At 69.9% G+C, this 24,491-nt stretch carries 26 protein-coding genes and 1 tRNA gene; 22 read left to right on the top strand and 5 right to left on the bottom strand.

Annotation, left to right across the window (positions count from 1 at the left end; all coding sequences use genetic code 11):
- Positions 1–166: 166 nt before the first annotated feature.
- Positions 167–439: a GntR family transcriptional regulator gene (locus tag E9998_RS09225; RefSeq protein WP_136529397.1), complete on the bottom strand. Its 273-nt coding sequence runs from the start codon at positions 437–439 to the stop codon at positions 167–169.
- Between the two features lie 163 nt (positions 440–602).
- Here E9998_RS09225 and E9998_RS09220 point away from each other — a divergent pair, with 163 nt between their 5' ends.
- The gene (locus tag E9998_RS09220; RefSeq protein WP_136529396.1) at positions 603–944 is read left to right on the top strand and encodes a hypothetical protein; all 342 of its coding nucleotides are present in this window, start codon (positions 603–605) and stop codon (positions 942–944) included.
- 251 nt (positions 945–1,195) lie between these two features.
- Here E9998_RS09220 and E9998_RS09215 read toward each other — a convergent pair whose 3' ends face one another.
- Positions 1,196–1,852: an HAD family hydrolase gene (locus E9998_RS09215; RefSeq protein WP_136529395.1), complete on the bottom strand. Its 657-nt coding sequence runs from the start codon at positions 1,850–1,852 to the stop codon at positions 1,196–1,198.
- Positions 1,849–2,730, bottom strand: coding sequence for a winged helix-turn-helix domain-containing protein (locus E9998_RS09210; protein WP_136529394.1), 882 nt, complete (start codon positions 2,728–2,730; stop codon positions 1,849–1,851). The genes E9998_RS09215 and E9998_RS09210 overlap by 4 nt, the downstream gene beginning before the upstream one ends.
- A 168-nt stretch (positions 2,731–2,898) precedes the next feature.
- Between E9998_RS09210 and E9998_RS09205 the strand changes: the two genes are divergently transcribed.
- The 17 genes from E9998_RS09205 to E9998_RS09135 all read left to right on the top strand — a co-directional run bounded on the left by E9998_RS09205 (position 2,899) and on the right by E9998_RS09135 (position 16,119).
- The gene (locus E9998_RS09205; RefSeq protein ID WP_136529393.1) at positions 2,899–3,135 is read left to right on the top strand and encodes a DUF6284 family protein; all 237 of its coding nucleotides are present in this window, start codon (positions 2,899–2,901) and stop codon (positions 3,133–3,135) included.
- Between the two features lie 11 nt (positions 3,136–3,146).
- Positions 3,147–3,335, top strand: a complete 189-nt coding sequence (locus tag E9998_RS09200; protein WP_136529392.1) for a hypothetical protein — start codon at positions 3,147–3,149, stop codon at positions 3,333–3,335.
- The gene (locus E9998_RS09195) at positions 3,332–3,907 is read left to right on the top strand and encodes a hypothetical protein (protein ID WP_136529391.1); all 576 of its coding nucleotides are present in this window, start codon (positions 3,332–3,334) and stop codon (positions 3,905–3,907) included. Before E9998_RS09200 ends, E9998_RS09195 begins: the two co-directional genes overlap by 4 nt.
- Positions 3,904–4,077, top strand: coding sequence for a hypothetical protein (locus tag E9998_RS25255; protein WP_158299752.1), 174 nt, complete (start codon positions 3,904–3,906; stop codon positions 4,075–4,077). Before E9998_RS09195 ends, E9998_RS25255 begins: the two co-directional genes overlap by 4 nt.
- Entirely contained in the window at positions 4,074–4,397 is a 324-nt protein-coding gene (locus tag E9998_RS09190; protein ID WP_136529390.1) for a hypothetical protein, read from the top strand. Before E9998_RS25255 ends, E9998_RS09190 begins: the two co-directional genes overlap by 4 nt.
- Positions 4,394–5,761 carry a DUF2637 domain-containing protein gene (locus E9998_RS09185; RefSeq protein WP_136529389.1) on the top strand — a complete coding sequence of 456 codons (1,368 nt, stop codon included), beginning with the start codon at positions 4,394–4,396 and terminating at the stop codon, positions 5,759–5,761. Before E9998_RS09190 ends, E9998_RS09185 begins: the two co-directional genes overlap by 4 nt.
- A gap of 98 nt (positions 5,762–5,859) precedes the next feature.
- On the top strand, positions 5,860–6,066 hold the full coding sequence (locus E9998_RS09180) for a hypothetical protein (protein WP_136529388.1): 207 nt from the start codon (positions 5,860–5,862) through the stop codon (positions 6,064–6,066).
- Between the two features lie 1,085 nt (positions 6,067–7,151).
- On the top strand, positions 7,152–8,003 hold the full coding sequence (locus E9998_RS09175) for a hypothetical protein (protein WP_136529387.1): 852 nt from the start codon (positions 7,152–7,154) through the stop codon (positions 8,001–8,003).
- A gap of 94 nt (positions 8,004–8,097) precedes the next feature.
- The gene (locus tag E9998_RS26715) at positions 8,098–10,227 is read left to right on the top strand and encodes a DUF4133 domain-containing protein (protein ID WP_136529386.1); all 2,130 of its coding nucleotides are present in this window, start codon (positions 8,098–8,100) and stop codon (positions 10,225–10,227) included.
- A gap of 227 nt (positions 10,228–10,454) precedes the next feature.
- The gene (locus tag E9998_RS25250; RefSeq protein WP_158299751.1) at positions 10,455–10,595 is read left to right on the top strand and encodes a hypothetical protein; all 141 of its coding nucleotides are present in this window, start codon (positions 10,455–10,457) and stop codon (positions 10,593–10,595) included.
- Between the two features lie 49 nt (positions 10,596–10,644).
- On the top strand, positions 10,645–10,869 hold the full coding sequence (locus tag E9998_RS09165; RefSeq protein ID WP_136529385.1) for a hypothetical protein: 225 nt from the start codon (positions 10,645–10,647) through the stop codon (positions 10,867–10,869).
- Between the two features lie 50 nt (positions 10,870–10,919).
- A complete protein-coding gene (locus E9998_RS09160) occupies positions 10,920–11,192 on the top strand; it encodes a hypothetical protein (protein ID WP_136529384.1) in 273 nt (90 codons plus the stop codon).
- Positions 11,193–11,445: 253 nt separating this feature from the next.
- Entirely contained in the window at positions 11,446–11,904 is a 459-nt protein-coding gene (locus E9998_RS09155) for a Pycsar system effector family protein (RefSeq protein ID WP_136529383.1), read from the top strand.
- 45 nt (positions 11,905–11,949) lie between these two features.
- Positions 11,950–12,411 (top strand): NUDIX domain-containing protein, encoded by a 462-nt coding sequence (locus E9998_RS09150; RefSeq protein ID WP_136529382.1) that lies wholly within the window; start codon positions 11,950–11,952, stop codon positions 12,409–12,411.
- A 59-nt stretch (positions 12,412–12,470) separates the two neighbouring features.
- On the top strand, positions 12,471–14,396 hold the full coding sequence (locus E9998_RS09145) for a YfjI family protein (protein WP_136529381.1): 1,926 nt from the start codon (positions 12,471–12,473) through the stop codon (positions 14,394–14,396).
- A 56-nt stretch (positions 14,397–14,452) separates the two neighbouring features.
- Entirely contained in the window at positions 14,453–14,716 is a 264-nt protein-coding gene (locus tag E9998_RS09140) for a helix-turn-helix transcriptional regulator (RefSeq protein ID WP_240037541.1), read from the top strand.
- Positions 14,713–16,119: a tyrosine-type recombinase/integrase gene (locus E9998_RS09135; protein WP_136529380.1), complete on the top strand. Its 1,407-nt coding sequence runs from the start codon at positions 14,713–14,715 to the stop codon at positions 16,117–16,119. The genes E9998_RS09140 and E9998_RS09135 overlap by 4 nt, the downstream gene beginning before the upstream one ends.
- Positions 16,120–16,259: 140 nt before the next feature.
- Here E9998_RS09135 and E9998_RS09130 read toward each other — a convergent pair.
- Positions 16,260–16,333, bottom strand: a tRNA-Leu gene (locus E9998_RS09130).
- A 196-nt stretch (positions 16,334–16,529) separates the two neighbouring features.
- Here E9998_RS09130 and E9998_RS09125 point away from each other — a divergent pair.
- From E9998_RS09125 to coaE, 4 genes are all read left to right on the top strand, one after another.
- Positions 16,530–17,147, top strand: a complete 618-nt coding sequence (locus tag E9998_RS09125; protein ID WP_136529379.1) for an ANTAR domain-containing response regulator — start codon at positions 16,530–16,532, stop codon at positions 17,145–17,147.
- A gap of 118 nt (positions 17,148–17,265) precedes the next feature.
- Positions 17,266–19,965 carry a DNA polymerase I gene (gene polA / locus E9998_RS09120; RefSeq protein WP_240037540.1) on the top strand — a complete coding sequence of 900 codons (2,700 nt, stop codon included), beginning with the start codon at positions 17,266–17,268 and terminating at the stop codon, positions 19,963–19,965.
- A 213-nt stretch (positions 19,966–20,178) separates the two neighbouring features.
- Entirely contained in the window at positions 20,179–21,681 is a 1,503-nt protein-coding gene (gene rpsA, locus E9998_RS09115; protein WP_136529378.1) for a 30S ribosomal protein S1, read from the top strand.
- A gap of 108 nt (positions 21,682–21,789) precedes the next feature.
- Complete coding sequence (coaE, locus tag E9998_RS09110; protein ID WP_136529377.1) at positions 21,790–22,980, top strand: dephospho-CoA kinase; 1,191 nt, start codon at positions 21,790–21,792, stop codon at positions 22,978–22,980.
- 64 nt (positions 22,981–23,044) lie between these two features.
- Here coaE and E9998_RS25245 read toward each other — a convergent pair whose 3' ends face one another.
- Positions 23,045–24,448, bottom strand: a complete 1,404-nt coding sequence (locus E9998_RS25245; RefSeq protein ID WP_158299750.1) for a hypothetical protein — start codon at positions 24,446–24,448, stop codon at positions 23,045–23,047.
- Between the last annotated feature and the right edge of the window lie 43 nt (positions 24,449–24,491).

Here is a 24,491-nt window from a genome sequence, read left to right as displayed (position 1 = left end):
TCTAAGGTCTTTGAATGCAGTACGTCATCTGTATTGTTACAAGGTACGCCAATCAGTAAACTCCGGGCTGGAGGCGCAGTGCCATGACCAGCACTTATATGCCTTGGATTGCATTCTTGATCCCTCTTAGGCTTAGCCCGGCGTGTACCCAGTGCACCATATTCGCCTATGAGTGTCGCTCAGTCGAGCTGTCATCGTCGGTGGCGACGAACGTGCCGCGTCCAGGTACGGTGACGAGGGCTCCCTCATCGATGAGCACTCGGAGCGCCTTGCGGGTGGTCTCGCGGGCGAGGCCATAAGCCTGCACGAGTTGTGCTTCGGAGAGGATGCGGCGGCCCGGTGCCCAGTCGCCTCGGTCGATGCGTGCGCGGAGGATGGCGGCGAGCTGGAGGTACACGGGAGTCGGTGCCTCGTGATCGATCAGCGCGTCTGCGTCCATGTCCTGACCGTAGACGGGAATCTATGCCCATCTACCAGGATCAACGGCTATGGGCGTCTGTAGACAGCCATAGACAGGATGGTTAGGATGAGGGAACGCTGAACCCTGGCGGCCTTGCAGCGGCCCCAGGGTGTGGCCTCACCGAACCTGACGGGAGTGAGACATGCACAGCCTATCTGGCCGTACCGAAGCACCGAAAGTTCGCGATGTCGAACCGATGCTCGGCATCGTGCCCGAGCGCATGAACTACGCCGCAGACTGGCGCCTCGGCTTGATTACCCTCGAACTGTTCCTCGACCGGGCTCGCGGCGACGGCTATCTCGTACTGCTCGATGGTCGCCGCGCGGAGGAACACATTGGCACCGTCTTCCTTGCGGATGGGAAGTTGCGCGGGATCGTGTGGCGCGGCAGCGCCGCCGACCGCGGGGCGGTGTGGCGAGCCGACCAGCAGACTCAGGCGGCCCGCATCGTCACCGAGGCGTTTACCGACCCAGGACACAATTGACAGAATAGACAGAACTCGGCGGAAGTACGGTCTACCTGGGAAGACGTTCCATGCGGCGACATGGACAGAACTGTGACAGAACTCCGATGGACATGGACAGAACTCGGCGGCCGGGGCGGGCCGCCGAGTTCTGTCACAGTTCTGTCCGAGTTCTGTCCATGTCCCGCAGATCCGCGTTTCCGCAGTTCAGGACATGGTTTCTGGAGTTGTGTCCATTCTGTCAATTGTGTCCTGGGGTCGGCGCACTCAGGTCAGAGGCGATCCACCACCAGGTCGGCCCCGGCGCCCCGGAGCCGTTCGGTCTTCCCAGGCTTGTTGGCGTAGCCGATCGTCATGACGCCGGCGGTTGTTCCCGCCTCGATGTCGGTGACCGAGTCGCCGACGAAGCAGGCCCGCGTAGGCTCGGCACCCAGCGACCCGAGGGCTTCGTGGAGTAGGAACGGGTCGGGTTTCATCCGATCTGGCCGGCCGAACGGGCGGCCGACCGTGGCACTGACCGCGCCGTCGAGCCCGTGGAGCTTGAGGTACTTGGCAATTGGTCCCGCGCTGTTGTTGGAGACGATCGCCACCGCGAGCCCTGCCGCTCGCGCGGCGTCGATCAGGCCGGCGGCGCCGGGGGTCGGCTCGGCGGTCTCAACGGCCTCAGTCTCGGCGGCGCAGAGCTGTGCGTCGACGGCTTCGACCCGGTCGCGAGGCAGGCTCTCGGCGGCGATCCGAAGCACTTCCATCGGATCGGTCTCGGCGGTGAGCACGTCGGCGAGCCCCGGGGAGACGCCCCGAAGAGTCGCAACGAGTTCACGGGCGATCTGGGGCGCGGGGTACCCGGCGAACACGCTGCACACGGGCCCGTCGAAGTCGAGCAGCAGGGCCGCCTTGCCCGACAGTGCGGTCTGCGGGTCGAGCTTCATCTGATGTCCCGAGGGGACGCCACGGTGTTCCACACCGAGTCGAACCATGTGCGCGCGGACGCCACGAACATCTCGCCCTGTTCGGAGTCTTCGCCGGTGCTTGAGAAGTGGAACAGGCTGGCGTCCTTGCCCATCGGGTCGAAGACCTCGACGCGGTCGCCGTTGATCGGCACGGCGTGCTGAACGATCGGGTAGAACCCGAAGAACACCTCGGCGTCGTTGAGGATGAAGAGCTTGAAGACGGGCGCGATGCCGTGCATTCTGACCTCGACCGAGCCCGACTTGATGAGGCCGAGTTCTTCCAGCTCGTTCACGTCGTTGACGATCGATTCCAAGGCCCGATCGGTGATCCGGGCCATGCGCTCGGTCACGCGCGCGGCGTCCTCGGCAGGGTCGACGGGGACGGGGAGTGACATCGGCATCCGCATGTCGGACACCATGATTCGCAGCCGGACGTCTTGAGGCGTCAGCTCCCCCAGGCGGATTCGGTCGAGCGGTTCGAGCACGACGCCCTTGAGGGTTTCGCCGGAGAATCCGGCGAAGTCGATTGCCACGTGGTCGTCCGTGAAGAGCGCTTCGACGTGCGGGCGCAGCTCGACCGTGCGGTGGGTCTTGACGCGGACGCGGGGCAGGCGGCCCTGCTGGGTCACCACCAGTTTGTCCTTGTCCGTGAGGATCTTGAACGCGCTTTTCACCGTCTCGCGCGCGACCGTGAAGCGCTGTTGCAGCTTCTGGTTCGAGGGCAGGGTCTCGCCGGGGGCGAACTTGCCAGTGAGGATCGCTGCCTTGATGCGATTCGCGATCTGAACCGACGAGCTGTCGGTGCTGTCCGGGTCGAGTTTTCCCAGGAAGTCGTACTCGTCTGTGTACTCAGCCATGGCGCCAGATTAGCACCTGGCTAGCCAGGATAGAAATTTCTCCTCCAAGCGGTTGACATGGCTAGCCAAGCTCCGTAAGGTCGTTACCAGTCAACCTGGCTAGCCAAGTTGGGGGTATCGCAAGATGCCTTCCCGTCCGCCAAGACGCAACCACCTGGGAGGTTCCACATGAGGACCGCAACCGACACTCTCGACGTTTCCGAGCCGGAATGGTTCGACCAGGCCGAGCCGACGTTCGCTGATCTCGACGCGATCGAGATCGAGTGGCCGGCCATTGAGGCTGAGCTGTTGGAGCTGGAGCGTGAGCTGTCCGGCCCGGCGCCTGAGCGCCTGGTCGCGTTCGACATCGACTGCGCGCTCGGCGACACCCTTGCGCCCGGCTTCGCGACCTTCTCGCTGAACTAGGCGGTGGCGGCATGACGAAGATCCGCATCATCGGCCTCCCGTCCGAGGCGCAGCAGGTCGTCACCCAGCTCTCCCGGCTCCTTCCGGTCCAGTTCGTCTCCGAACCCAAGCCGTGTCGCCGCACCGGCGACCGGGGCAAGGTCCGCATCTACGTCTACGTCGGCATCGACCACTGCGGCGGAGAAGGAGCGACCCGATGATCACCACCGAGACCATGAAGATTCCGTTCGCCATCACCACCGTCCTCGGGGGAGTGGGTGTCGAGGTCATGCTCATGCCGGCCGAGCGCGAGGTCCCCGAAGACTGGGACGACGTGCGCTTCACGACCGCACGCCACACCGACGGCAGCCCCTGCGCTTCCTTGTGCAAGTGCGTCGTGACTGAGGACCGCACCATGATCCGCCGCGGCGAGACCGTCGTCATCGGCGAGTGGACCTGGTTCGCCGGGGATGCCTCGGTGCTGACCGGCTACCGCCGGACCGGTCCCAGCGAGACCGAGGCGGCCCTGGAAGTGCGCCTCGAAGACCTCGCCGACGACTTCGCCGGCGAGAAGATCCTGCACGACCTCACCCGCGAGGACCTGGAGCGCGCCGTAGCGGACGCGAAGCGTGCGGGCGCGGAGCGGAACACGGCGCAGCGGACCGTGACCTGGTGGGTCGAAATCAACATGGTGCTCACTGACACGCTCCGGCTGCTGTTCGCCGCGGCGGTCGCTGGATGGGCCGTCACCGTCGTGCTCGGCGTGACTCTGGTTTGGTGGCTGATCGCATGAGCCCCAACGACATTCAAACTGCTGAAGGTCCCGCCGTCGTCCTGATGGTCGATGAGTGCACCGAGTTGTTCGACACCGCGACCGAGCGCAGCGAGGCCTTTGAGCGCGCCGTTGCCGACGTGCTCGCGCTGTTCGCTCCCATCGAGACCATCGAGGAGGACTTCGTATGAACCACAACGACCTTCACCAAAAGGCGACTGCGGCCGGGATGCGCGCTGTCGTTGCGGCGCTGTTCGGCGGCCGCCCGTTCGGGCCGGACGCGGCGCCGCTGTTGGCCGAGCGCTACCCGCTCTTGAACGGCCTTGACGATCAGGCCTGGTCGCACCTCATCGCCGAGATGGGCGCGGTTCAGGCCATGGCCGCTGACGGGTGGGACTTCGAAGCGATGGTGCGCCTGTCGGCCGCCATCAACCGCCTCGGCATCGGCGCCGATGTCCACCGCCTGGTCGCCGACGTCATCGCCCTCGACACGACGGAGGACCACCGATGAGCACCGCCACCCCGACACCCGACCAGCCCGAAGGCGGGCCCGAAGTCGACTGGGACGCCCTCGACGCCGAGGTCTTCGGCAACGAGGACACTGAGGCCGAGGCCGCCGCCGAGGCCGACCGCCAACTCAAGCGCTACACCGCCGCGTCCAAGCTCGCCGCCGACCTCAAGCTTGAAGGCGCCGACCGCCTTTCGATCGCCCAAGCCGTGAGCCAGGCCTACTCGGACATCAAACTGCCCGGCTTCGAAAGCCACTACGAGCGGTTCACGACGACCACCGCTCCGGCCGAGACCGACGCCAACCATGCGAAAGCTGCCGTTCCTGAGCCTGCGGTTCTTGCGGCTCCCGTGGCTGCCGCTGACGAAGCGGCAGTGCGGGCGGGCGTGGCGCCGCTGGATGCCGGCATGAAGTTCATCGTGGGCCTGGTGGCCATCGCGGTCGCGATGCTCGCGGCGATCGGGTTCGTCGTCTCCTTCGACACGCAGGTGTCGGCGGTCGAGCCGTTCTTCGGCGACTACGCGCCACTGGTGCCGCTGGGCATCGATGTCGGCATTGTGGTCTTCGCAGCCCTGAACCTGGTGTTGGCGAAGCTGAACATGTCGCTGCTGTGGCTGCGGGCGGTGCCGTGGGCGTTGACGTCCATGTCGCTGTACATCAACTTGTCGGCGCATGACGAACTCGTGGCCCGCATCGCCCACGTCGCGCTGCCGGGCATGTGGATTATCGCCTCGGAGGTCGGCACTCACATCCTGCGCATCCGCGCGGGCCTGGAGGCCGGTACCCGCACCGAGTCGCTGGGCTTGGCCCGGTGGTTGCTGTCGCCGGTTTCGACGTTCCGGCTGTGGCGGCACATGCGCCTGTGGGGCGTCAAGACCGCTGGCGGGGCCCGCGAGGTCGAAGCGCAGCGGCTCAAGGCCAAGGCGGCCTTGCGGTTTCGCTACGGCATCGCCTGGAGGGCTGCCGCGCCGATCCAGTTGCGCACCTCCTACGCCCTGCGCGTGCTCACCGAGGCCGAGGTCTACACCTGGGTCGAGCCTGAGACGGCCGACGACAAGCCCGCGAAGGCTCGCAAGGTGCCCTCGCCCGCCAAGGCGAAGGCGGCGCCCGCCGCAGCTTCGCTCCGGGGAGCCAACCAGCCGCCGACCGAAAAGCGGAAGAGAGCGACTGCGAGGACAGGAGACAAGGCGACGGCGCCGCGGGTGGACGACACCGAGGCCATCACCCGCTTGAAGGCCCTCGCTCCCGACGAGTCGGGGCACGTCTCGATCAAGCGGGCCCGGTCCGAGCTGTCGCTGGGCTACGAGCGCGCCAAGCGCCTGCTTGACGCCGCCGGACTCCTCGCCCCCGAGACCGCCACCGACTGATCACCGGCGGGGCCGCGTCAGCTGCTCGACCCGGCCCCGCCCCACAGCATCGAAACACCAACGCACGCAACCACATCAACCTCAAGGGAGCACACCTCATGGACACCGGAACCATCCTCCTCGTCAGCGCCGTCCTGCTCATGATCGGCATGTGGGCCCTGCGCCGGTCCTTCCTGCTCGGCCAGACCGTCTTCGTCCTCGGCATCCTCGGCCTCATCGGCGCGATCCCCGCCATCGGCGACTTCGCGAACACCGTGGTCTACGGGATCGCCGCGGGCTCGACCACGTTCATCAACCAGTTCTAAGGCAGCCCAACGTGACTGACACGAACGCCAAGACGCGGGCCCCGGCCGAGACCGCCGGGGCCGGGCGACCCGACCGCCCCACCACACCCGCTGCGCCCACCGCGGCGCCGACTACCTCCGAGACTCCCGGCCGAGCCGTCCCGGGTGCGAAGCCCAGCTCGACGGGCGCGAAGGCGACACCGTCGCCGATGCGCCGTTGGGCGGTCCCGCTCGCCCTCGCTGGCACCCTGGTCCTCATCGGCCTGGTCCAGGCGGGCATGTCGTGGTGGCTCGCCGCCCTCGTGGTCGCCGTCCTCGGCATCCCTGCCCTGGTGGCCTTGATCGCTTCGACTCGCAAGCACCGCAGGCAACTGCGCGAGAACGCCGCCAGCCGCGGCATGGGCCCCGCGACCGGCGGGCGGCTCGGCCGCCGCGGCGCCGCAACCGGCCCCGGCTCGCCGGGCGGTCCCGCCGGGCGCGGCGGGGGACCAGGCACCCGTACCGGTGCTGCGGCGGCCAGTGGCGGCCGGGGCCTGCTCGCCCGCCTGGGCGCCTCCCGAAAGGGCGGACCGGCGGCGCCTGGCGGCAAGCCGGGCATGGCACCGGGTGGCAGGCCCGGCCAGGGAGCCGCGTCGCCCGGCCTGCGGGCCAAGCCCGGCAGCGGGCCGGGGGCAGGTCGCAAGGGAGGCCCCGCCGGTGCGGGAAGCGCGGGCCGGGCCGGACTCTTGGGTCGGCTCCGGCCGGGCCGGGGCAAGCAGACTGGCCCCGGGCCGGGCGGTGCGGGTGCGCCTTCGGGTCGGGCCGGGGCCCGACCGGGCACCCCCGGCGCCCGCCCCGGGGCCGGGAGGGGTCCGGCCGGTCCCGGCGGACCGGGTACCGGTGGCGCGAAGCCGGGTCGGGCCGGGTTCTTCGGCCGGTTCTCCCGCAAGGGAACGCAGGCCCGGCCGGGCCCGAACTCGGCGGGCGGCCCGCAGCCCGGGGCGCGTCCAGGTCGGCCCGGTCCGGCGGGCCGCACTCACGGCGCCACCGGCGGTCCGCAGGCCGGGCCGGAGGCGACGAAGCCGCAGCGGCCCGGCCGCGACAACCGCAAGCGGAGTACCGACCGTGTGGCAGACCCGGACGGGAACCTGCCGACCGACGCGGAGCGGCGCCGGTACAAGGCCCGCAAGGCCACCGAATGGGTCGCGATGGGCGGCGCGCGCGTCGCCGGTCGCGGATGGCGGGCAGCCAAGCGCGACGCCTCCGACACCGGCCGCGCCGGCGCCTGGGCCGCCGCCTCCTTCGGCGACTGGGTTGGCGCCCGGTTCGCAAAGCACCGCACCGCCGACGCCGAGGACACCATGCAGACCGCAGCCGACGCCCCGCCGGAAGCGCCCGTCGCGCCCCAGCCGCCGAGGCCGCCGCGCTCGGCGGCCTCGGGACCGGTCATCGACCCCGCGCCCCGCTACCAGGCGCCGACCCTGGCCGCTGCGCGAACGCCGCGCCCGGCCCCGCAGGCACAGCCGTTCGGACCGAAGCTGGGGCCGATGACTCCGCCGGCTCCCACGCCCCGTCCACTCCCGACCGCCACGAATGTTCAACCGACACAACGAGAAAGGCACCACAAGATGAGCCAGTACCACCCTGTCGTCGCCGGAGCGTCCGAGTCGGTCGCCTCCCTCGGCAGCCACCAGTTCCGCAACTACAACGACATCAAGTCGATGGTCAACGCCACTCCCGCCATGTTCGCCAACTTCGCGGGCGCCTTCGCCGCCCTGGCCGACCAGCTCGAAGGCACTCCGGCCGGAGCCGACACCGCCGCGAACTACCGCAACATGGCCGCGCAGCTCCAGTCCATGAGCCACGGCGCCGAGACCAACGCAGCCATGTTCGCCGCCTCGCACGTCGAAGACGACAAGCGCCTGTCCAGCCCCCGCCCGAACGAGGGCATGGCCGACTACTCGGCCAACCTCGACTGACCCGCACGGCCCGGCCGCCGCACCGGCGGCCGGGCCCCGCCACCCGGCACGGCGGCGCACCACCCAACCAGTGAAACACTAAGGGAGACAGGCAATGAGCAACGGACACGCCACCACCGGCCGCCAATGGGACGTCGGCGCCTGGTCCAACCCCGTCACCGGCGTCTTGGTCCTGTACATCGTCGGGATCATCCTCTACGTCGCCGGTGTGCCCTGGGCCCTGGTGATCCTCATCGGCCTCCTCGCCGGTGCGGCGCTGACCTGGTCGGTGCACCAGGCTGGGTTCCGGCGCCTGGGCGTGGCCTACACCGCCGCCTGCGCCGCCGTGGCCACCGCCTGGTCCTCCTACGCCTCGACCGTGCTCACCTTCGACGTGTTCGCCCCCGAGGCCACCGGCGTCCACCTGCTCACCCTGGCCGGCGCCTGCCTGCCCCTCGCCATTGTCTGGGTGGTCCTCCTGGTCGGCCAGAGCCGCACCTACCAGGCCAAATACGTTGCCTCGCAGAGCGTTGAGCGCCGCCGCTCGGCCACCGACGCCGCGGTGCGGGCCGCAGGCATCAAGGGCTGGGCCATGACCGCCGAAGGCGCCAACGCCGACCGGCTCGCCGCCGAGTTCGAGATCGCGCCCGGCGGCACCACCTTCCGCCAGGCCCTCACCCTGTTGGAGCCCTTGGAGATCGCCCTGCGGGCACCGTTTCGTGGCGCGGTCCGTCTCGAACAGCCCAAAGGCGGCCACGTCGGGCAGGTGCGCCTGACCTGCTCGCGCCGCTCGATCCTCGCCGACGTCCTGCCCATGCCGCCCGTGCCGACCGGCCCGCGGTCGATCCTCGACCGCCTCGCGGTCGGGCGCTTCGAAGACGGCGAGAGGGCCGCCGAGGTCTACGCCTACCAGACCACCTCCTCCATCGGCCAGCGAGACGCTGGCAAGTCCGGGCTCCAGAACGTCATGATCGACAACTACGCGTCGTGCCTGGACTGCCTGATCTGGACTGTCGACTTCAAGGAAGGCAGCGTCGCCCGCCACTGGCTGGAGCCGTTCGCCAAGGGCCACATCCCGACACCGGTGTTCGACTGGGTGGGCTTCACCGCCGCCGACGTGCTCGCCATGGTCGCCGAACTCGACCGCATCGCCTCCACCAGGGCCCGCGGGCGCCGCGGCGACAAGATCAAGCCCAGCCCCGACCTGCCCGCGATCCGCCTCATGATTGACGAGGTCGCCGACCTGCTCGCCGATTCTGGCATGGACCCGCTCAAGCGCAAGGCCGTCGAGCTGCTGATCAAGGTGGTGCGCAAGCACCGCTCCGAAGGCCTCGACGTCGACGTGTTCTCCCAGCGGGCCACCATGTCCTTCCTCGGCCCGCACGCCCGCGACCTGCTCTCCCAGACCACCCACAAGAACATCCTGCGCGTGGACTCCCCGACCGAGGTGTTCAACACCCTGTCCATCGCCAACTCGCAGCTCGGCGGCGTCGACCCCTCCGAGTTCACCGAGCCCGGCTCGCTCATGACCGTCCGGCCCGGCTCCCGCAAGGCCGCCCGCCGCACCTACTACCTGCCCACCGAGGACATCCCCGCCCGCGCCGCGCACTACGCCGCCTTCCGCCCCAGCCTCGAACCCACTGCCGCACAAGGCGCCTCACGCGCCTACCACGAACGGTGGACTAACCCGCGCATGACCGCCTTCCTGACCGCCATCCGTGACGGCCAAGCCTTCGCCCTCGACACCGACACCGACACCGACACCGACGAGACGGTTGCTGGCACGGCCCCGGCAACGGCACCCGCGGCCGCCGCCCCCGCTGTGTCCGGTGTCGAACCGACCAGCCATCTCCGGCGACTTCGCGCGGTCCTGCACGACCAGTTCGGCACCGAGGCGGGCGAAGCGCGGTACGACCTCGCGCGCGGGAAGGTCGCCCTGCGCGTCATGACCAACCACATCCGCGCCACTGGCGCCGACGCCGCCCCCACCCGCGACCTTCTCGCCGCACTCGCCGCCGCCGACACTGGCTTCGAGGGCCTCGCCCCGCGCGACCTCGCCGCCCTCTTGGCTCCCTACGAGGTCGAACCCGTCCAACTCGGCCGCGCCTGGGAAGGCAACCCGAGAGGCTACCGACTCGCCGACACCGCCGCCGGCCTCGACCGCGAACCCGCCACCGACGACCCTGCCCGCCACGACGCCGCCACCGACGACGCGCCCGAACCGGTCCTCGAAAGGAGCCGATGACGCGGTAGCAGATACCCGTAGCGGCACCGGTAGCAGCTGATAGCACCACTCATCCGCTACCACCCGCTACCAGCATCCGCTATCAGCCCTGACCTGCGATGTAGCAGCAAACCCACCCGCTGACAGAGACCCCTTCGAAAGGGCCTCGCGGCCTCCCACGCCCAAAAACAGGGCCCGCCGACCATCCGCTACCAACCGCCGACCCACATCGAAAGCGAGACCTCGACATGAACGACGAATGCCCCGAGTGCGGAGTGCTTCCCGACCACAACGGGGACTGCGCCTGCCCCTGCGAGCGCTGCGGCTCCACCGCCGCGTGCTTCGAGGACTGCGACTGCACCTGGTGCGACGACGACTCCGACCACTAGCCGACACACCCGCGCCCGAGCACGACACGAGACCGAAGGAGCGTCCCTGATGGGCGAGTTCATTCACAACGACATCGACGAGAACTACTACTCCCTCACCTACCCCAACGGCGACTTCGTCATCTACCACCGCGCCTGCGGCTTCGACTACAACCCCGACACCGGCTGGTGCGGCTGCTGCATCGACCACAACGACCCCGACTGCGAGTGCATCCACTTCCTCGCCGACACCGACCACCAGTGCGACTGGTGCGACTGGACCCACTCCATCTAGCCGCTGCCCCCGGCCCCGCAGGGGCCGGGCCCCACCCGAAGGAGCCACCGATGCACTACTGCGAGAACGGGTGCGACGCCGAGGTCAACGACGCCGGCTACTGCCCCCAGTGCGGACACCGCAACCCCGGCCTCGGCCTCGAAGACGACAGCGACAGCGACGACGACCCGTGCCGGATCTGCGGCGCCGAGCGGTGTGGCGAGGACTGCTGCTGGCTGTGCCTCGCCTGCGAGATCGACACCGCCGACCACGACGAGGTCTACTGCCGCCCCTGCGCGGCCGACCGCGACACCGGCGCCGACGAATACCACCAAGCCTTCTAGCCCGCCGTGCCCGGCCCCGCTGCGGGGCCGGGCGCCACCCGAACGGAGCGACCGACATCGACACCTGCGATCTGTGCGGATCCGCGTACGAGGCCGCGAGCTACTGCGACTGCGAGGGCATCTGCAACCAGTGCGGGACCGCGTACGACGAGACCCGCCTGTGCGAGTGCTGCGGCGCCTGCAACAGCTACACCGGCCGTCTCGACTACGACCGGCTCTGCGACGACCACTACTACGCGGCAAGCGAGTGACCATGAACGACAACGAGCTTCGCACCGAGCTGCGCGAGCGCCGCGAGCACGGCCGCGCCCAGACCCAGCACGCCGACACCAAAGCCGCCGTCCTCGCCGGCGCCGTCGTTCCGGCCGTCGCCGCGGCGATCGCCGCCGGCGCACTCATCGGACTCCCGGCCGCCGCCGCGGTCGTCGGATGGGCCGCCGCCGCACTCGGCCTGGCCGTCGTCTTCGAACTCGGCGCCGCCCTCTGGCCCCGAAGCGGCGGCGCCGAACGGCCCGACAACGACGGTGTCGCCCTGGTCGACGGCCTCGCCGCCACCACCACGGACACCCACCACGTGAACCTCGCCCGCGAAGTGCTCGCGCTTGAGCACATCGTCGCGGCCAAACACCGGTGGCTGCGCCTCGCGTTCGCCACCGCCGCCACCGCCGTCCTCCTCGCCGCCGTCACCGTCGCGCTCACGCTCACCCGCTAGCTCAAGGACTCCGACCCGTCCGCCACGACACCGAAGGAAGCCGTCATGACCACCACACACCACGACGCCAGGGGCCGGGCCCTGTTCCGCTACACCGCCGACATGGTCGTCTTCTACCGCGACGACGTGCTCTTGATCGAACGCGGCACCGACCCGTTCAAGGGCCTGCGCGCCTTCCCCGGCGGGCACGTCGCCCATGACGAGAACAGCCGCGAGGCCGCCGTACGCGAGCTTGCCGAGGAGACCGGCGTGCACGTCCGGATCGACCACACCCACCGCGTCGGCGTCTATGACGCCCCCGGCCGCGACCCCCGGGGACCGGTCGTCGCCACCGTTTACGCCGTGTCCGTGCCGCAGCGACCCGTTATCCACCACGGCGACGACGCCGCCCGCGCCGTGTGGGTCGACGTCGAGACCGCCCTTGAGGGCAGCCTCGCCTTCGACCACCACGACGCACTCAACGACGCGTACTCGCTGCTGTTGATCCGCCGACTCGACCACTACTAGTCCGACACCGCCGGGGCCGCCGTGCGGCGGCCCCGGCCTCCCGGAGGGATGTCCATGTCATGAAGTCCAAGAACCCGATACACGACGCCGAGCGCGTTGTCCTAGGCGCCGCGATGCTCGACGCCCGCACCGTCGCCGCGATCGCCGCCGTGGTCGACGCGGGATCGTTCGACGTGCCTCGCCACGGCCTCATCTGGGACGCCATCGTCGCCCAGCACGCCGCAGGCGAGCCGACCGAGGCCGCTGCCGTCGCCGCCCGCCTCAACGACACCGGCGTCCTGTCCAAGATCGGCGGCGGTCCCTACCTGCACGACTGCCTCGCCTCCGTCGCCTCGGCCGACAACGGTGCGTACTACGCCGGCAAGGTCGCCGAGGCCGCCAAGCGGCGGGCGATCAAGATCGCCGCGGCACAGATCAACCGCCTCGGCGACGACACTGGCGAGAGCCTCGCTGACGTTCTCAACCGCTCCCGCGCGGCGCTCGACGCCGTCGCTGGGACCGCCGACGGTGACGCGTGGGCGGCACCGGTGCCGCTCACGCAGACGCGGGCGCTGCCGAGGTTCCCCTCGGCGTGCCTCCCCGACTGGGTCGGCGACATGGTCGACGCCGTCGCCGAGTCCACCCAGACGCCGACCGACCTCGCCGGGTCCGTCGCCCTCGCCGCGCTCTCCACGGCCATGCAAGGCCGAGTCCACGTCGCCGCCGGGCCCGACTGGGTCGAGCCGTGCAACACGTTCACCTGCTGCGGTCTGCCGCCGGGCAACCGGAAGTCGTCGGTGTTCGCCGCGATGGTCCGCCCGATCCTCGACGCCGAAGCCGAACTGGCCGAGGCCGCCCGGCCTCGCATCATTGAGGCCGTCACCGAAGCCGAGATCGCCCGACGCGCCGCCGAACAGGCCCTCGCCATGGCGTCGAAGAACCCCGGCGACCCCGATCTGGCGAACGGTGCGAAGTCGGCCGCCCGCGAGGCCGACGAAGCCACGATCCCCGTGGCGCCCAAGCTGGTCGCCGACGACATCACGCCCGAGGCCGCCAAGAGCCTGCTGGCCGAACAGGGCGGGCGCCTGGCGATCCTGTCGGCCGAGGGCGGGATCTTCGCGACCATCGCGGGCCGCTACTCCGGCGTCCCCGACCTTGACGCGTTCCTGAAGGGCCACGCCGGGGACATGCTCCGCGTGATCCGCAAGTCCGCTCCGGCCGAGTACGTCGCCGCCCCGGCGCTGACCCTCGGCCTCGCCGTCCAACCCGAAGTCCTCCGCGACGCCGCGAGGATGCCCGGGTTCGAAGATCGGGGCCTGTTGGCGCGGTTCCTGTTCACGCTGCCCGCCTCCACGGTCGGCTCCCGCAACCCCTCGCCGATGCCCGTCCCGGCGCCGGTGAAGGCCACGTACGCGCGCAAGCTCGCCGGGCTCGTCCACGCCATGCACCCGCGCGCCGAGGCCGTCGTCTTGGAGCTGACGCCCGAAGCGCGCGAGCGGGTCGTGGCGATGGAGCGCGAGCGGGAGCCGCGCCTGGGGCCGGGCGGGGAGTGGGAGCCGATCCTGTCGTGGGCGAACAAGTGGACCGGTGCCGTGGTGCGCCTCGCCGGGCTGCTGCACATGGCGCAGTACCCGACCGCCGGACCCGCGACGCCCATCGACGCCGACACCCTCGACGCCGCAACGATGCTCGGCTACTACTTCGCCGACCACGCCCTCGGCGTCTGGTCCTACATGGGCACCGGGGCCGAGACTGGCCCCGCGGCGGCCCTGCTCGACTGGCTCGCCCGCCACGGGCAGTCGGGCATGAGCGTCCGCGACATGCACCGCGCTCTCCGAGGCCGCCGGGGCCTCGCCACCGCCGACGCCATCCGCGCCGCCGTCGCCCGCCTGGTCGACCACGGCTACCTCCGCGAGCGCCCCCGGGGACCGCGCAAGGGCGGCCGTCCCGCCTCGCCCCGCTACGACCTCCACCCCGACACGGCAACGACCGGCGGCTCAGTTTGAGACCTAGCCGCCGGTCGTCTGTCCTCCCGTCCGCCAAGAAGGAAGGAACCACCAGAATGACACGAGTCGCAACCCGTGCCAAGCAGGCCCGCCCGGCGTCGCGAGCCGAGCGGTCCAAGGCGCTGCTCAGCGTCGAGGAGATGCTCGGTCGCCTCGGTGATGAGCACGGCCCTCTGCCACGGCGCACCTGGCAACAATGGCGCGCTACCGGAAAGACCCCGCCCTGCTACAAGTTGCCGAACGGACGCGTCGTCTGCAAGGAATCCGAGTTCGACGCCTGGTTCGAAGGCCTTCTCGACGTTGCGGCGGTGGGCGCATGAGTACCAGTTTCGACGTCCGCGTCTACGCCATCCGCAAGCGGAAGGACAGCAAGAAGCGCCCGTTCAACGTTCGCTGGATCGTTGCGGGCCGCGCCTACAGCCAGTCCTTCGCCACGGCACCGCTCGCCGATGGCTTCCGTTCGAAGCTCGTGTCCGCCACCAAGAACGGCGAGCCGTTTGACACCGTGACCGGCCTGCCGCCCTCGATGGACGACGACCGGAAAGACCTGGCGACGGCCCCGCGGACGAGCGCTTATGCCGCGTTTCTGGAGTACGCGGAGTACAAGTGGGGGCGCGTCTCGGCCAAGTACCGCATCGCCGTCGCCGACGCCCTGCGCGACCTCACCGTGCTGCTGTTGCCCGACCCGCCGGAGTGGGTCACTGCCAAGGGCCTCCGCACCGCCCTGCGGAACTGGGGATTCAACTTCTCAGAGCACGTCGAGGAGCCCTCAGACGAAGTCCTCGACCTCCTCGGCTGGGTGGAGGAGACCAGCCCGCCCGTGGGCGTGCTCAGCGACGCGGAGACGCTTCGAGGACTGCTCGACGGCTTGACCCGCCGGCACGACGGCAAGGCCGCCTCAGCGCGGCACTTCACGAAGCGGCGCACGACGCTCTCGGGGTTCCTGAAGTTCGCCGTTGCCAAGGGCTACCTGCCGCAGCACCCGCTGCACGCGTCGGGTTTCTTCTGGGACCCGCCGCGCAACCTCAAGATCGTCGCGAAGGTCGACCCGCGGGCGATCGGGAACCGTGAACAGGTCGAGAGCCTCTTGACCGCCGTCAGCTACGCGGGCCCGAACGGGCCGCGGTTCGTCGCCTTCTTCGGGTGCATGTATTACGCCATGATGCGCCCCGAGGAGGTCGCCTCACTCGCCCTCTACCAATGCGAGCTGCCGAGCGAAGGGTGGGGGAGCCTCACCCTGGAGAAGGCCCTGCCGCTGGTCGGCGGCGACTGGACGGACACCGGCTCGTCCTTCGAGGAGCGAAGCCTGAAGCACCGACCCGACTCCGAGACGCGTGTGGTCCCGATCCCGCCGCGACTGGTCGAACTGCTGCGCGCCCACGTCGACCGGTTCGGGCTCCGCGCGGACGGCAGGCTCTTCTCCGCACCAACCGGCGGCCTGGTGGGCTCCAGCACCTACTGGTTCATCTGGAACCGGGCGCGGGACTTCGCCATGGCGCCCATCGACCGGAAAGGGCTCCGCCTCAAGCGGCCCTATAACCTCCGCCACTCCGGCGTTTCGTTGCGGCTGTACGCAGGCGTCCCGCCGCAGCAGGTCGCCGACTGGGCCGGGCACAGCCTGGAGATGCTCTACAACGTGTACTCGAAGGTCCTCGACGGCTTCGAGAAGCGGTGGCAGGACCAGATGGACAAGTTCATGGGGGAGGAGCCCGACGCCGGGTAATCCCGTCCACGTCTCGTCCACAGACAGCCGCAGAGAGCCGCCCACAGCCGCATAGAGCCGCACACGAAGAAACCGCCGCCGACCGGTGTTGTCACTGGTCGGCGGCGGTTTTCTGTGGCTTGAGCTGCTCTCACAGAATGTAGCCCGGGTGGGATTCGAACCCACACTGTACGGGTTTTGAATCCGTCTTCTCTGCCAGTTGGAATACCGGGCCGCGGGCCGGGGCGCAGGGTCCGGCCGGTGCATATGGTACTCCGGCCGTAGAGGGGCCGATGTTTGGGCCCTGCAGTCCGAAACGCTCGGCATAGGAACGTGCGGCGGCAGTCGGCTGCGGCTAAGCTAGCGTCCTGGTGTGCCCGGCAACGCCGAGCACCTTCACGTTCATACGCGTATGAAAGGTACGGGACCCCATGACGAGCAAGGCCGCCGAGGAGCCGCGCAAGCGCGTGCTCATCGCCGAAGACGAGGGGCTCATCCGCCTCGACCTGGCCGAGATGCTCACCGAGGAGGGTTACGAGGTCGTAGCGGAGGCCGCGGACGGCGAAGCCGCCGTGCGCCTCGCGCAGGAGCACCAGCCCGACCTGGTCATCTGCGACATCCAGATGCCGATCATGGACGGCCTCCAGGCCGCCGAGAAGATCGTCTCCGCCCGCATCGCCCCCGTCGTGATCCTCACCGCCTTCAGCCAGCGCGACCTCATCAGCCGGGCCCAGTCCGCCGGCGCCATGGCCTACCTCGTGAAGCCCTTCCAGAAGTCCGACCTCGTCCCCGCGATCGAACTCTCCCTCACCCGCTTCGCCGAGATGACCGCCCTGGAGAACGAGGTCGCGAACCTCACCGAGCGCCTTGAGGTCCGCAAGCTCGTCGACCGCGCCAAGGGCCTGCTCATGACCCAGTACGGGATGCCCGAGCCCGACGCGTTCCGCTGGATCCAGCGTGCCGCGATGGACCACCGGCTCTCCATGCGCGCCGTCGCCGAGCGCGTCATCGCCGAGGCCGAGCAGAAGGAAGCCCAGGAAGCCGAGTAGGCCTCCTCAGGACTCGACGGCCCGCGCCCCGGAAGGGACGCGGGCCGCTTCGCGTCCGGGAGCCACGCCGTCCCGGACTTGTCCCGGACTTGTCGGAGGCACTCGCTAGGCTCGGCGGGTGACCGCTTCCGAATCGCGCCTGCTCCTGATCGACGGCCATTCCATGGCCTTCCGAGCCTTCTTCGCCCTGCCCGCCGAGAAGTTCTCCACCGACGACGGCCAAGTCACGAACGCCGTCTACGGCTTCGCGTCGATGCTCATCAACCTGCTCAAGGCCGAGGAGCCCAGCCACGTCGCGGTCGCCTTCGACGTCGCACGCCACTCCTTCCGCACCGAGGAGTACCCCGCCTACAAGGACGGCCGCGGCGAGACCCCCGAAGAGTTCAAGACCCAGATCCCGATCATCAAGGAACTGCTCGACGCCCTCGGCATCGCCTGGCTCACCAAGGAGAACTTCGAGGCCGACGACATCATCGCCACCCTCGCCGCCCGCGGCGAGGCCGAAGGCCTGTCGACCCTCATCTCCTCGGGCGACCGCGACGCCATCCAGCTGGTCAACGGGGCCGTCACCCTCCTCTACCCGGTCAAGGGCGTCACCGAGCTCAAGCGCTACACCCCCGAGGAGGTCGAGGAGAAGTACGGCGTCACCCCCGACCGCTACCGCGACCTCGCCGCCCTCGTGGGGGAGAAGGCCGACAACCTGCCCGGCGTCCCCGGCGTCGGCCCCAAGACCGCCGCCAAGTGGATCGTCAAGTACGGCTCGCTCGACGGCCTGGTCGAGAAGGCCGACGAACTCCCCGGCAAGGCCGGGCAGAGCCTGCGCGACCACCTCGACGACGTCCTGCGCAACCACCGCCTCAACAAGCTCGTGCGCGACCTCGAACTCGAATCCGGCATCCCCGAACTGGCGTGGGAGGGCTGGTCGGTCGCCGAGACCAACCGCCTCTTCGACGCCCTCCAGTTCCGCGCCCTCGGCGAGCGCCTCAACGCGAACCTCGCCGACAAGGCCGTCGGCGCCGCCCCCGTCCCCGTGGCGGAGACCGAGCGGGTCGACGCCGCCGCGCTCGTCCCCGGCGGCCTCGCCGACTGGCTCGCCGGGTGCGAGGGCACCGTGGCGCTCGCCTACACCGGGACGTTCGCCTCCGGCGCGGGCTCGTTCGACTCGATCGCGCTGGCCGAGGGCGGCCGTGCGCTGTGGTTCGATCCCTCGCAGCTGGACGCCGAGGACGAGCGGTCGTGGATCGACTGGCTCGCCGACCCGGCGAAGGCGAAGGTCGTGCACGACGCGAAGGCGTTCCTGTGGGGCGCGGACGCGGCGGGCTGGCCGGAGGTCGCCGGGATCGCGGCGGACACCGTGCTCGGCGCCTACCTCCTCAAGCCCGAGCAGCGCTCGTACGCGCTCGGGGACCTCGCGATGCAGTTCCTCGGGCGCGAACTGGCGACCGCGGAGACGCCCGCCGACGACGGGGCCCTGGTGGGCCTGGACGCGGCGATGAACGACGGCGCCGCCCAGGTGGAGGCCGACGCCGCGGCGGCTGCGGCCATCGGCGAGATCGCGGCCGTGCAGGCCGAGCGGCTGGAGCAGCGCCACCAGGAGCACCTGGCCGGGGCCATGGAGTACCCGCTCGCGGCCGTCCTGGCGCGCATGGAGATCATCGGGATCGCCGCCGACGAGGGCCACTTCGCCGACATCGAGTCCGGTTTCGCCGCGCAGTCGAAGGAGGCCACCGACCGCGCCCACGAGATCGTGGGCCGCTCGTTCAACATCGGCTCGCCCAAGCAACTCCAGGAGATCCTCTTCGACGAGCTGGACATGCCGAAGACCAAGCGCACCAAGACCGGCTACACCACGAACGCCGACGCGCTCCAGCAGTTGTTCGCCAAGACCGGGCACCCGCTCCTGGAGCAGCTGCTGCGCTACCGGGACGTGGAGAAGCTCAAGCAGATCGTCACCACGCTGCGCTCGACCATCCAGACCGACGGCCGCATCCACACCACGTTCTTCCAGACGGTGGCCGCGACCGGGCGCCTGTCCTCGACCGACCCGAACCTCCAGAACATCCCGGTGCGCTCGGAGGCCGGGCGCGCGATCCGGGCCGGGTTCGTCGTCTCCTCGGGCTTCGAGTCGCTCATGACGATCGACTACAGCCAGATCGAGATGCGGATCATGGCGAGCCTGACGGGGGACGAGGGCCTCATCGAGGCGTTCGTCCAGGGCGAGGACATCCACCGGGCGGTCGCCGCGAAGGTCTTCGCGGTCGCGCCCGGCGAGGTCACCGCCGAGCACCGCCGCAAGATCAAGGCCATGTCCTACGGGCTCGCCTACGGCCTGTCCACGTACGGGCTCAGCCAGCAGCTCGGCGTCTCGACCCAGGAGGCGCAGCAGCTCTCCGACGAGTACTTCGCGCGCTTCGGGAAGGTCCGCGACTACCTGCACCGGGTGGTCGAGGAGGCCCGCAAGACCGGGTACACCGAGACGATCATGGGCCGGCGCCGCTACTTCCCCGACCTCACCTCCGACAACCGCCAGGTTCGCGAGATGGCCGAGCGGGCGGCCCTGAACGCGCCGATCCAGGGGAGCGCGGCCGACATCATGAAGACCGCGATGCTCGGCGTCGACCGCGCGCTGCGGACCGAGGGGCTCGCCTCGCGCGTCCTGCTCCAGGTCCACGACGAGCTGGTGTGCGAGGTCGCGCCGGGCGAGGCCGACCGCCTCGAATCGCTCGTGCGCGAACAGATGTCGAACGCCGCGACCCTCGCGGTGCCGCTCACCGTCTCGGCCGGATTCGGCGAGTCCTGGGAAGCCGCGGCCCACTAGTGGTGGCTGCCGACACCAGGTCCAGGCCCGGACTGGCGCGGCACTATCGCACACGGTAACCTGGATCTGCCTGGGCATGTCCGCGTCCTCAGAAGGGAGCAGGACGCGTTGCCAGCGGCAAGGGCGGCCCGGGAACTGACCAGCGAGCATTCGCGTCTTGCGAGGGCGCGGGCGCGAGCTCACGATTCTTACGTATCCGGAGCACCAGCCCACATGACGAGCAGCATCGAGGCCACCTCGAGCAACGCTGAGAACAGCACGGTCGAAGAGACGTTTTCGGACGAGGAACTCCTCGCCGCGATCGACGCGACCATCAAATACTTCAATGACGGCGATATCGTCGAAGGTACCGTCGTCAAGGTCGACCGGGATGAAGTCCTGCTCGACATCGGCTACAAGACCGAGGGCGTCATCCCCTCGCGCGAGCTGTCGATCAAGCACGACGTCGATCCTGAAGACGTCGTCTCTGTGGGCGATCACGTCGAGGCCCTCGTCCTCCAGAAGGAGGACAAGGAAGGCCGTCTGATCCTCTCGAAGAAGCGGGCTCAGTACGAGCGCGCCTGGGGGACCATCGAGAAGATCAAGGAAGAGGACGGCGTCGTCCGCGGCTCCGTCATCGAAGTGGTCAAGGGCGGCCTCATCCTCGACATCGGCCTGCGCGGCTTCCTGCCCGCGTCGCTCGTCGAGATGCGCCGTGTGCGCGACCTCCAGCCGTACGTCGGCCGTGAGCTCGAAGCCAAGATCATCGAACTCGACAAGAACCGCAACAACGTGGTCCTGTCGCGTCGCGCCTGGCTGGAGCAGACCCAGTCCGAGGTCCGCACCGAGTTCCTCCACCAGCTCGCGAAGGGCCAGGTCCGCAAGGGCACGGTCTCCTCGATCGTCAACTTCGGCGCGTTCGTCGACCTCGGCGGCGTCGACGGTCTGGTGCACGTCTCGGAGCTGTCCTGGAAGCACATCGACCACCCGTCCGAGGTCGTCGAGGTCGGTCAGCCGGTCGAGGTCGAGGTCCTGGAAGTGGACCTGGACCGCGAGCGCGTCTCCCTGTCGCTGAAGGCGACCCAGGAAGACCCGTGGCGCCAGTTCGCGCGCACCCACGCGATCGGTCAGATCGTGCCGGGCAAGGTCACCAAGCTCGTCCCCTTCGGCGCGTTCGTCCGCGTCGAGGACGGCATCGAGGGCCTGGTGCACATCTCCGAGCTGGCCGAGCGCCACGTGGAGGTGCCCGAGCAGGTCGTCAAGGTCGGCTCCGACGCCATGGTCAAGGTCATCGACATCGACCTGGACCGCCGCCGGATCTCCCTGTCGCTCAAGCAGGCCAACGAGGCCTTCGTCGAGAACGAGGAGCAGTTCGACCCGACGCTGTACGGCATGGCCGCGCAGTACGACGACCAGGGCAACTACATCTACCCGGAGGGCTTCGACTCGGAGACCGGCGAGTGGATGGAGGGCTTCGACGAGGCCCGCGAGGAGTGGGAGCGGCAGTACGCCGAGGCCCGCACCCGCTGGGAGGAGCACGGCAAGCAGATCGCCGAGCGCGTCATCACCGAGGCTCCGGCCAAGCCCGCCGAGGGCGAAGCCGCCCCCAAGGGCGAGAAGGGCGCGAAGAAGACGACTTCGGAGTCGAAGAAGTCCGCTCCCGTCGAGCCCCAGGGCACCCTGGCCTCCGACGAGGCCCTCGCCGCACTGCGCGAGAAGCTCGCCGGCGGCAACTAGGTCCCGTCCCCGCTCACGCGGGGGCGACGCCCGAGGTTGTCGCTCGTTTAGCTGACAAGACCACTGCCCGTCCCAGGTTGTTCGCCTGGGGCGGGTAGTGTTTTATCTGTGCTTAAAGTCGCATTGACCGGTGGCATCGGAGCCGGTAAGAGCACGGTCGCAGCCAAGCTGTCGCAGCTCGGGGCCAGCGTCGTCGACGCTGACGCCCTCTCCCGCGAAGTCGTCGCCCCGAACACCGAGGGGCTCGCCGCGGTCGTCTCGCGCTTCGGCCCCGAGGTGCTCACCGCCGAAGGCTCGCTCGACCGCGCCCGACTCGCCGAGATCGTCTTCGCCTCAGCGCCCGCCAGGGCCGAACTCGAGGCGATCGTCCATCCGCGCGTCCGCGCCCGTGCCCGAGAACTCACCGCCGCCCAGCCCGACGACGCGATCGTCGTCCAAGACATACCGCTCCTGGCCGAGACCGGCCAGGCGCCCGGCTTCCACCTCAACATCGACGTGGAGGCGCCGCGAGAGCTCAGGCTCGAACGGCTCGCCGCGCGGGGCCTGCCCCGCGCCGACGCCATCCGCCGCATCGACGCCCAGGCGTCGGACACCGAACGCCGCGAGGTCTGCGACCTGGTCCTCTACAACCGGGACGGCGTGGCCGACCTCGAACGCCGGGTCGCGATGCTGTGGGACGAGCGCATCGTCCCCTTCGCCGAGAACCTGCGGCTCGACCGCGCCGAACCGCGGCCCGAGAAGCTCCAGTTCGTCGAGTCCGACCCGTTCTGGCCTCGCCGCTTCGAGCACCTCGCGGCCCGCCTGCGCCGCGTCATGGGCCCCAGCGCCGTCCGCATCGACCATGTCGGTTCGACCGCCGTCGCAGGCCTGCCCGCCAAGGACGTCGTCGACATCCAGGTCACGGTCGTCTCGCTGCACGTCGTGGACGCCTTCGCCGAGGCCCTCGGCGACGCCGGTTTCTTCGGCCGGGTCCTGTTCGACTCGCCGAAGCCCGGGCGGCCCGACACCGCGGACTGGGAGAAGCGCTTCTACGGCTACGCGGACCCGGGCAACATCGCCCAGGTGCACTTCCGCCCGATCGACAGCCCCGGCCAGCGCTTCGCGCTGCTGTTCCGCGACTGGATGCGCGCCGACCCGCAGGCCCGCGCGGACTACGCCCAGCTCAAGGGCGTCATCGCCGCGCAGGTCGACTCCGCGAGCGACTACGCCGAGGCCAAGGAGCCCTGGTTCGACCGCGAGGCCTGGCCCCGCGCGAACGCCTGGGCCGAGGCCACAGGCTGGCACCCCCCGGTTTGTTAGACGGAGGTGAGATCGAAGGGCCCGGCCGTGCGGCCGGGCCCTTCGGCAGTCCTGTTCCGGCAGGTCAGCCGATCGCCTCGCTGACCTCCCACGGCACGGCGACCATCGGGTAGTCCTCGTACTCCAGCTCGGCGCCGGCGACGCCGAAGTAGGTCATCATCTCGACCTCGACCAGTCGCTCGTCGGCCACGTGGTAGCGGAACGCGGACTGGCCTGCGGCGGCCTCGGCGTCGCCCGCGACCGGGAACTCCACGACGTAGACCGCGTCGTCGCCGGTCCCGTCGACCCTCAGCAGCGAGCCCTCGGCGGCGATCGCGTCGGCGTCGTCGGCCTCCTCGGCGCTCATCTCCAGGAGCCGGTAGACGAGGGACTCGACGGGCCCGAAGCTGTCGGCGACGTCCTCATCGGTGAGCGCGTGGGTCTCCCAGCCCTCGGTCGGCGGGGTCTCGGGCAGCTCGTCGGCGTCGGTCGGCTGGATCGCGAAGCCGCCGGGGCGGGCGAGGAACAGCCGTTTCCCGGAGGCGTCCGAGACGTGGAGGTAGGCGGTCATGGTGCGCCAGTCGACCGAGCCGGTGGCGGTGGCGACCTGGTCGTCGCCGGTGGGGACGGTCATGTCGACCTCGGCGGACTCCGACCAGTTCTCGGCCCGCAGCTCGGCGAGCGTGGACGCCAGGTCCTCGTCGACGGCGGCGGGCGAGATGGTCGGCCCGCCGAGGAGGTCGACGGGCGCGAGGCTCGCGGGGTCGAACGCGACCTCGCGCAGGAAGTCGATCGAGGAGAGGCTCTCCTCGCCGGTGTTGACCTGGAACCGGCGCAGGTCCCCGGCCGCGTCGAGCGAGTAGAGGGCCTCGGGGGCCGGGCCGGCGGTCGTGTCGGCCTCGACCATGATCGGGGCGCGGAAGGAGTCGACGGGCTCGCCGTCGATGACGCCCTCTTCGCGCCAGGTGGCCTGCTCGGCCAGTGCGGCGGGGTCGTCGGCCTGCTCGGCGGTCAGCGTGAACAGCGAGGAGGCGAGGATGTCGAGCGTCGTTTCCTGCGGCGTGGTCGCGCCCGAGAGCATCTGCCTGGCGGTCCAGCCCTCGGCGGGGACCTCGACGGCCTCGAACGCGGCCTCGTCGTCGGCGTGGGAGGCGATGAGGCCGGGGACGGCCTGGACGAGGCGGTGGCCGCCCTCGGCGTCGGGGATGCGCGCGTACAGGAGCGGGTTGGCCCAGTCGAGGTAGGCGTCGACCACGACGGTCTCGCCCGCGACGGGCATGGTCATGCGCAGGGCGACCGGCTCGGCGTCGGCGTTGCGCTCGCGCATGCCCGCGAGCAGCGCGGCCTCCTCCTCGCTGACGGGGCGCTCGGCGCCCGAGCGGTCGGGACTGCACGAGACGGCGAACCAGCCGGCGACGGCGATCGCGACGATGATGGCCATGACCCACAGGAGGGCCGATCTGCGGGGAGTTTCGGTTGCGGAGCTCACGCAGGGACCAACGATCCTGGGCCGGAAAAGTCACCGGCGCGGG

The organism is Glycomyces paridis, assembly GCF_004912155.1.
Lineage (GTDB): Bacteria > Actinomycetota > Actinomycetes > Mycobacteriales > Micromonosporaceae > Glycomyces > Glycomyces paridis.
Note: the sequence above shows the minus strand (reverse complement) of the source record. Positions and strands in the feature narration are given on the sequence as shown.

Bases quoted from the DNA above. Each gene is read 5' to 3' on its own strand.
- E9998_RS09225 (WP_136529397.1), bottom strand. From the start codon at position 439: ATGGACGCAGACGCGCTGATCGATCACGAGGCACCGACTCCCGTGTAC.
- E9998_RS09220 (WP_136529396.1), top strand. From the start codon at position 603: ATGCACAGCCTATCTGGCCGTACCGAAGCACCGAAAGTTCGCGATGTC.
- E9998_RS09215 (WP_136529395.1), bottom strand. From the start codon at position 1,852: ATGAAGCTCGACCCGCAGACCGCACTGTCGGGCAAGGCGGCCCTGCTG.
- E9998_RS09210 (WP_136529394.1), bottom strand. From the start codon at position 2,730: ATGGCTGAGTACACAGACGAGTACGACTTCCTGGGAAAACTCGACCCG.
- E9998_RS09205 (WP_136529393.1), top strand. From the start codon at position 2,899: ATGAGGACCGCAACCGACACTCTCGACGTTTCCGAGCCGGAATGGTTC.
- E9998_RS09200 (WP_136529392.1), top strand. From the start codon at position 3,147: ATGACGAAGATCCGCATCATCGGCCTCCCGTCCGAGGCGCAGCAGGTC.
- E9998_RS09195 (WP_136529391.1), top strand. From the start codon at position 3,332: ATGATCACCACCGAGACCATGAAGATTCCGTTCGCCATCACCACCGTC.
- E9998_RS25255 (WP_158299752.1), top strand. From the start codon at position 3,904: ATGAGCCCCAACGACATTCAAACTGCTGAAGGTCCCGCCGTCGTCCTG.
- E9998_RS09190 (WP_136529390.1), top strand. From the start codon at position 4,074: ATGAACCACAACGACCTTCACCAAAAGGCGACTGCGGCCGGGATGCGC.
- E9998_RS09185 (WP_136529389.1), top strand. From the start codon at position 4,394: ATGAGCACCGCCACCCCGACACCCGACCAGCCCGAAGGCGGGCCCGAA.
- E9998_RS09180 (WP_136529388.1), top strand. From the start codon at position 5,860: ATGGACACCGGAACCATCCTCCTCGTCAGCGCCGTCCTGCTCATGATC.
- E9998_RS26715 (WP_136529386.1), top strand. From the start codon at position 8,098: ATGAGCAACGGACACGCCACCACCGGCCGCCAATGGGACGTCGGCGCC.
- E9998_RS25250 (WP_158299751.1), top strand. From the start codon at position 10,455: ATGAACGACGAATGCCCCGAGTGCGGAGTGCTTCCCGACCACAACGGG.
- E9998_RS09165 (WP_136529385.1), top strand. From the start codon at position 10,645: ATGGGCGAGTTCATTCACAACGACATCGACGAGAACTACTACTCCCTC.
- E9998_RS09160 (WP_136529384.1), top strand. From the start codon at position 10,920: ATGCACTACTGCGAGAACGGGTGCGACGCCGAGGTCAACGACGCCGGC.
- E9998_RS09155 (WP_136529383.1), top strand. From the start codon at position 11,446: ATGAACGACAACGAGCTTCGCACCGAGCTGCGCGAGCGCCGCGAGCAC.
- E9998_RS09150 (WP_136529382.1), top strand. From the start codon at position 11,950: ATGACCACCACACACCACGACGCCAGGGGCCGGGCCCTGTTCCGCTAC.
- E9998_RS09145 (WP_136529381.1), top strand. From the start codon at position 12,471: ATGAAGTCCAAGAACCCGATACACGACGCCGAGCGCGTTGTCCTAGGC.
- E9998_RS09140 (WP_240037541.1), top strand. From the start codon at position 14,453: ATGACACGAGTCGCAACCCGTGCCAAGCAGGCCCGCCCGGCGTCGCGA.
- E9998_RS09135 (WP_136529380.1), top strand. From the start codon at position 14,713: ATGAGTACCAGTTTCGACGTCCGCGTCTACGCCATCCGCAAGCGGAAG.
- E9998_RS09125 (WP_136529379.1), top strand. From the start codon at position 16,530: ATGACGAGCAAGGCCGCCGAGGAGCCGCGCAAGCGCGTGCTCATCGCC.
- rpsA (WP_136529378.1), top strand. From the start codon at position 20,179: ATGACGAGCAGCATCGAGGCCACCTCGAGCAACGCTGAGAACAGCACG.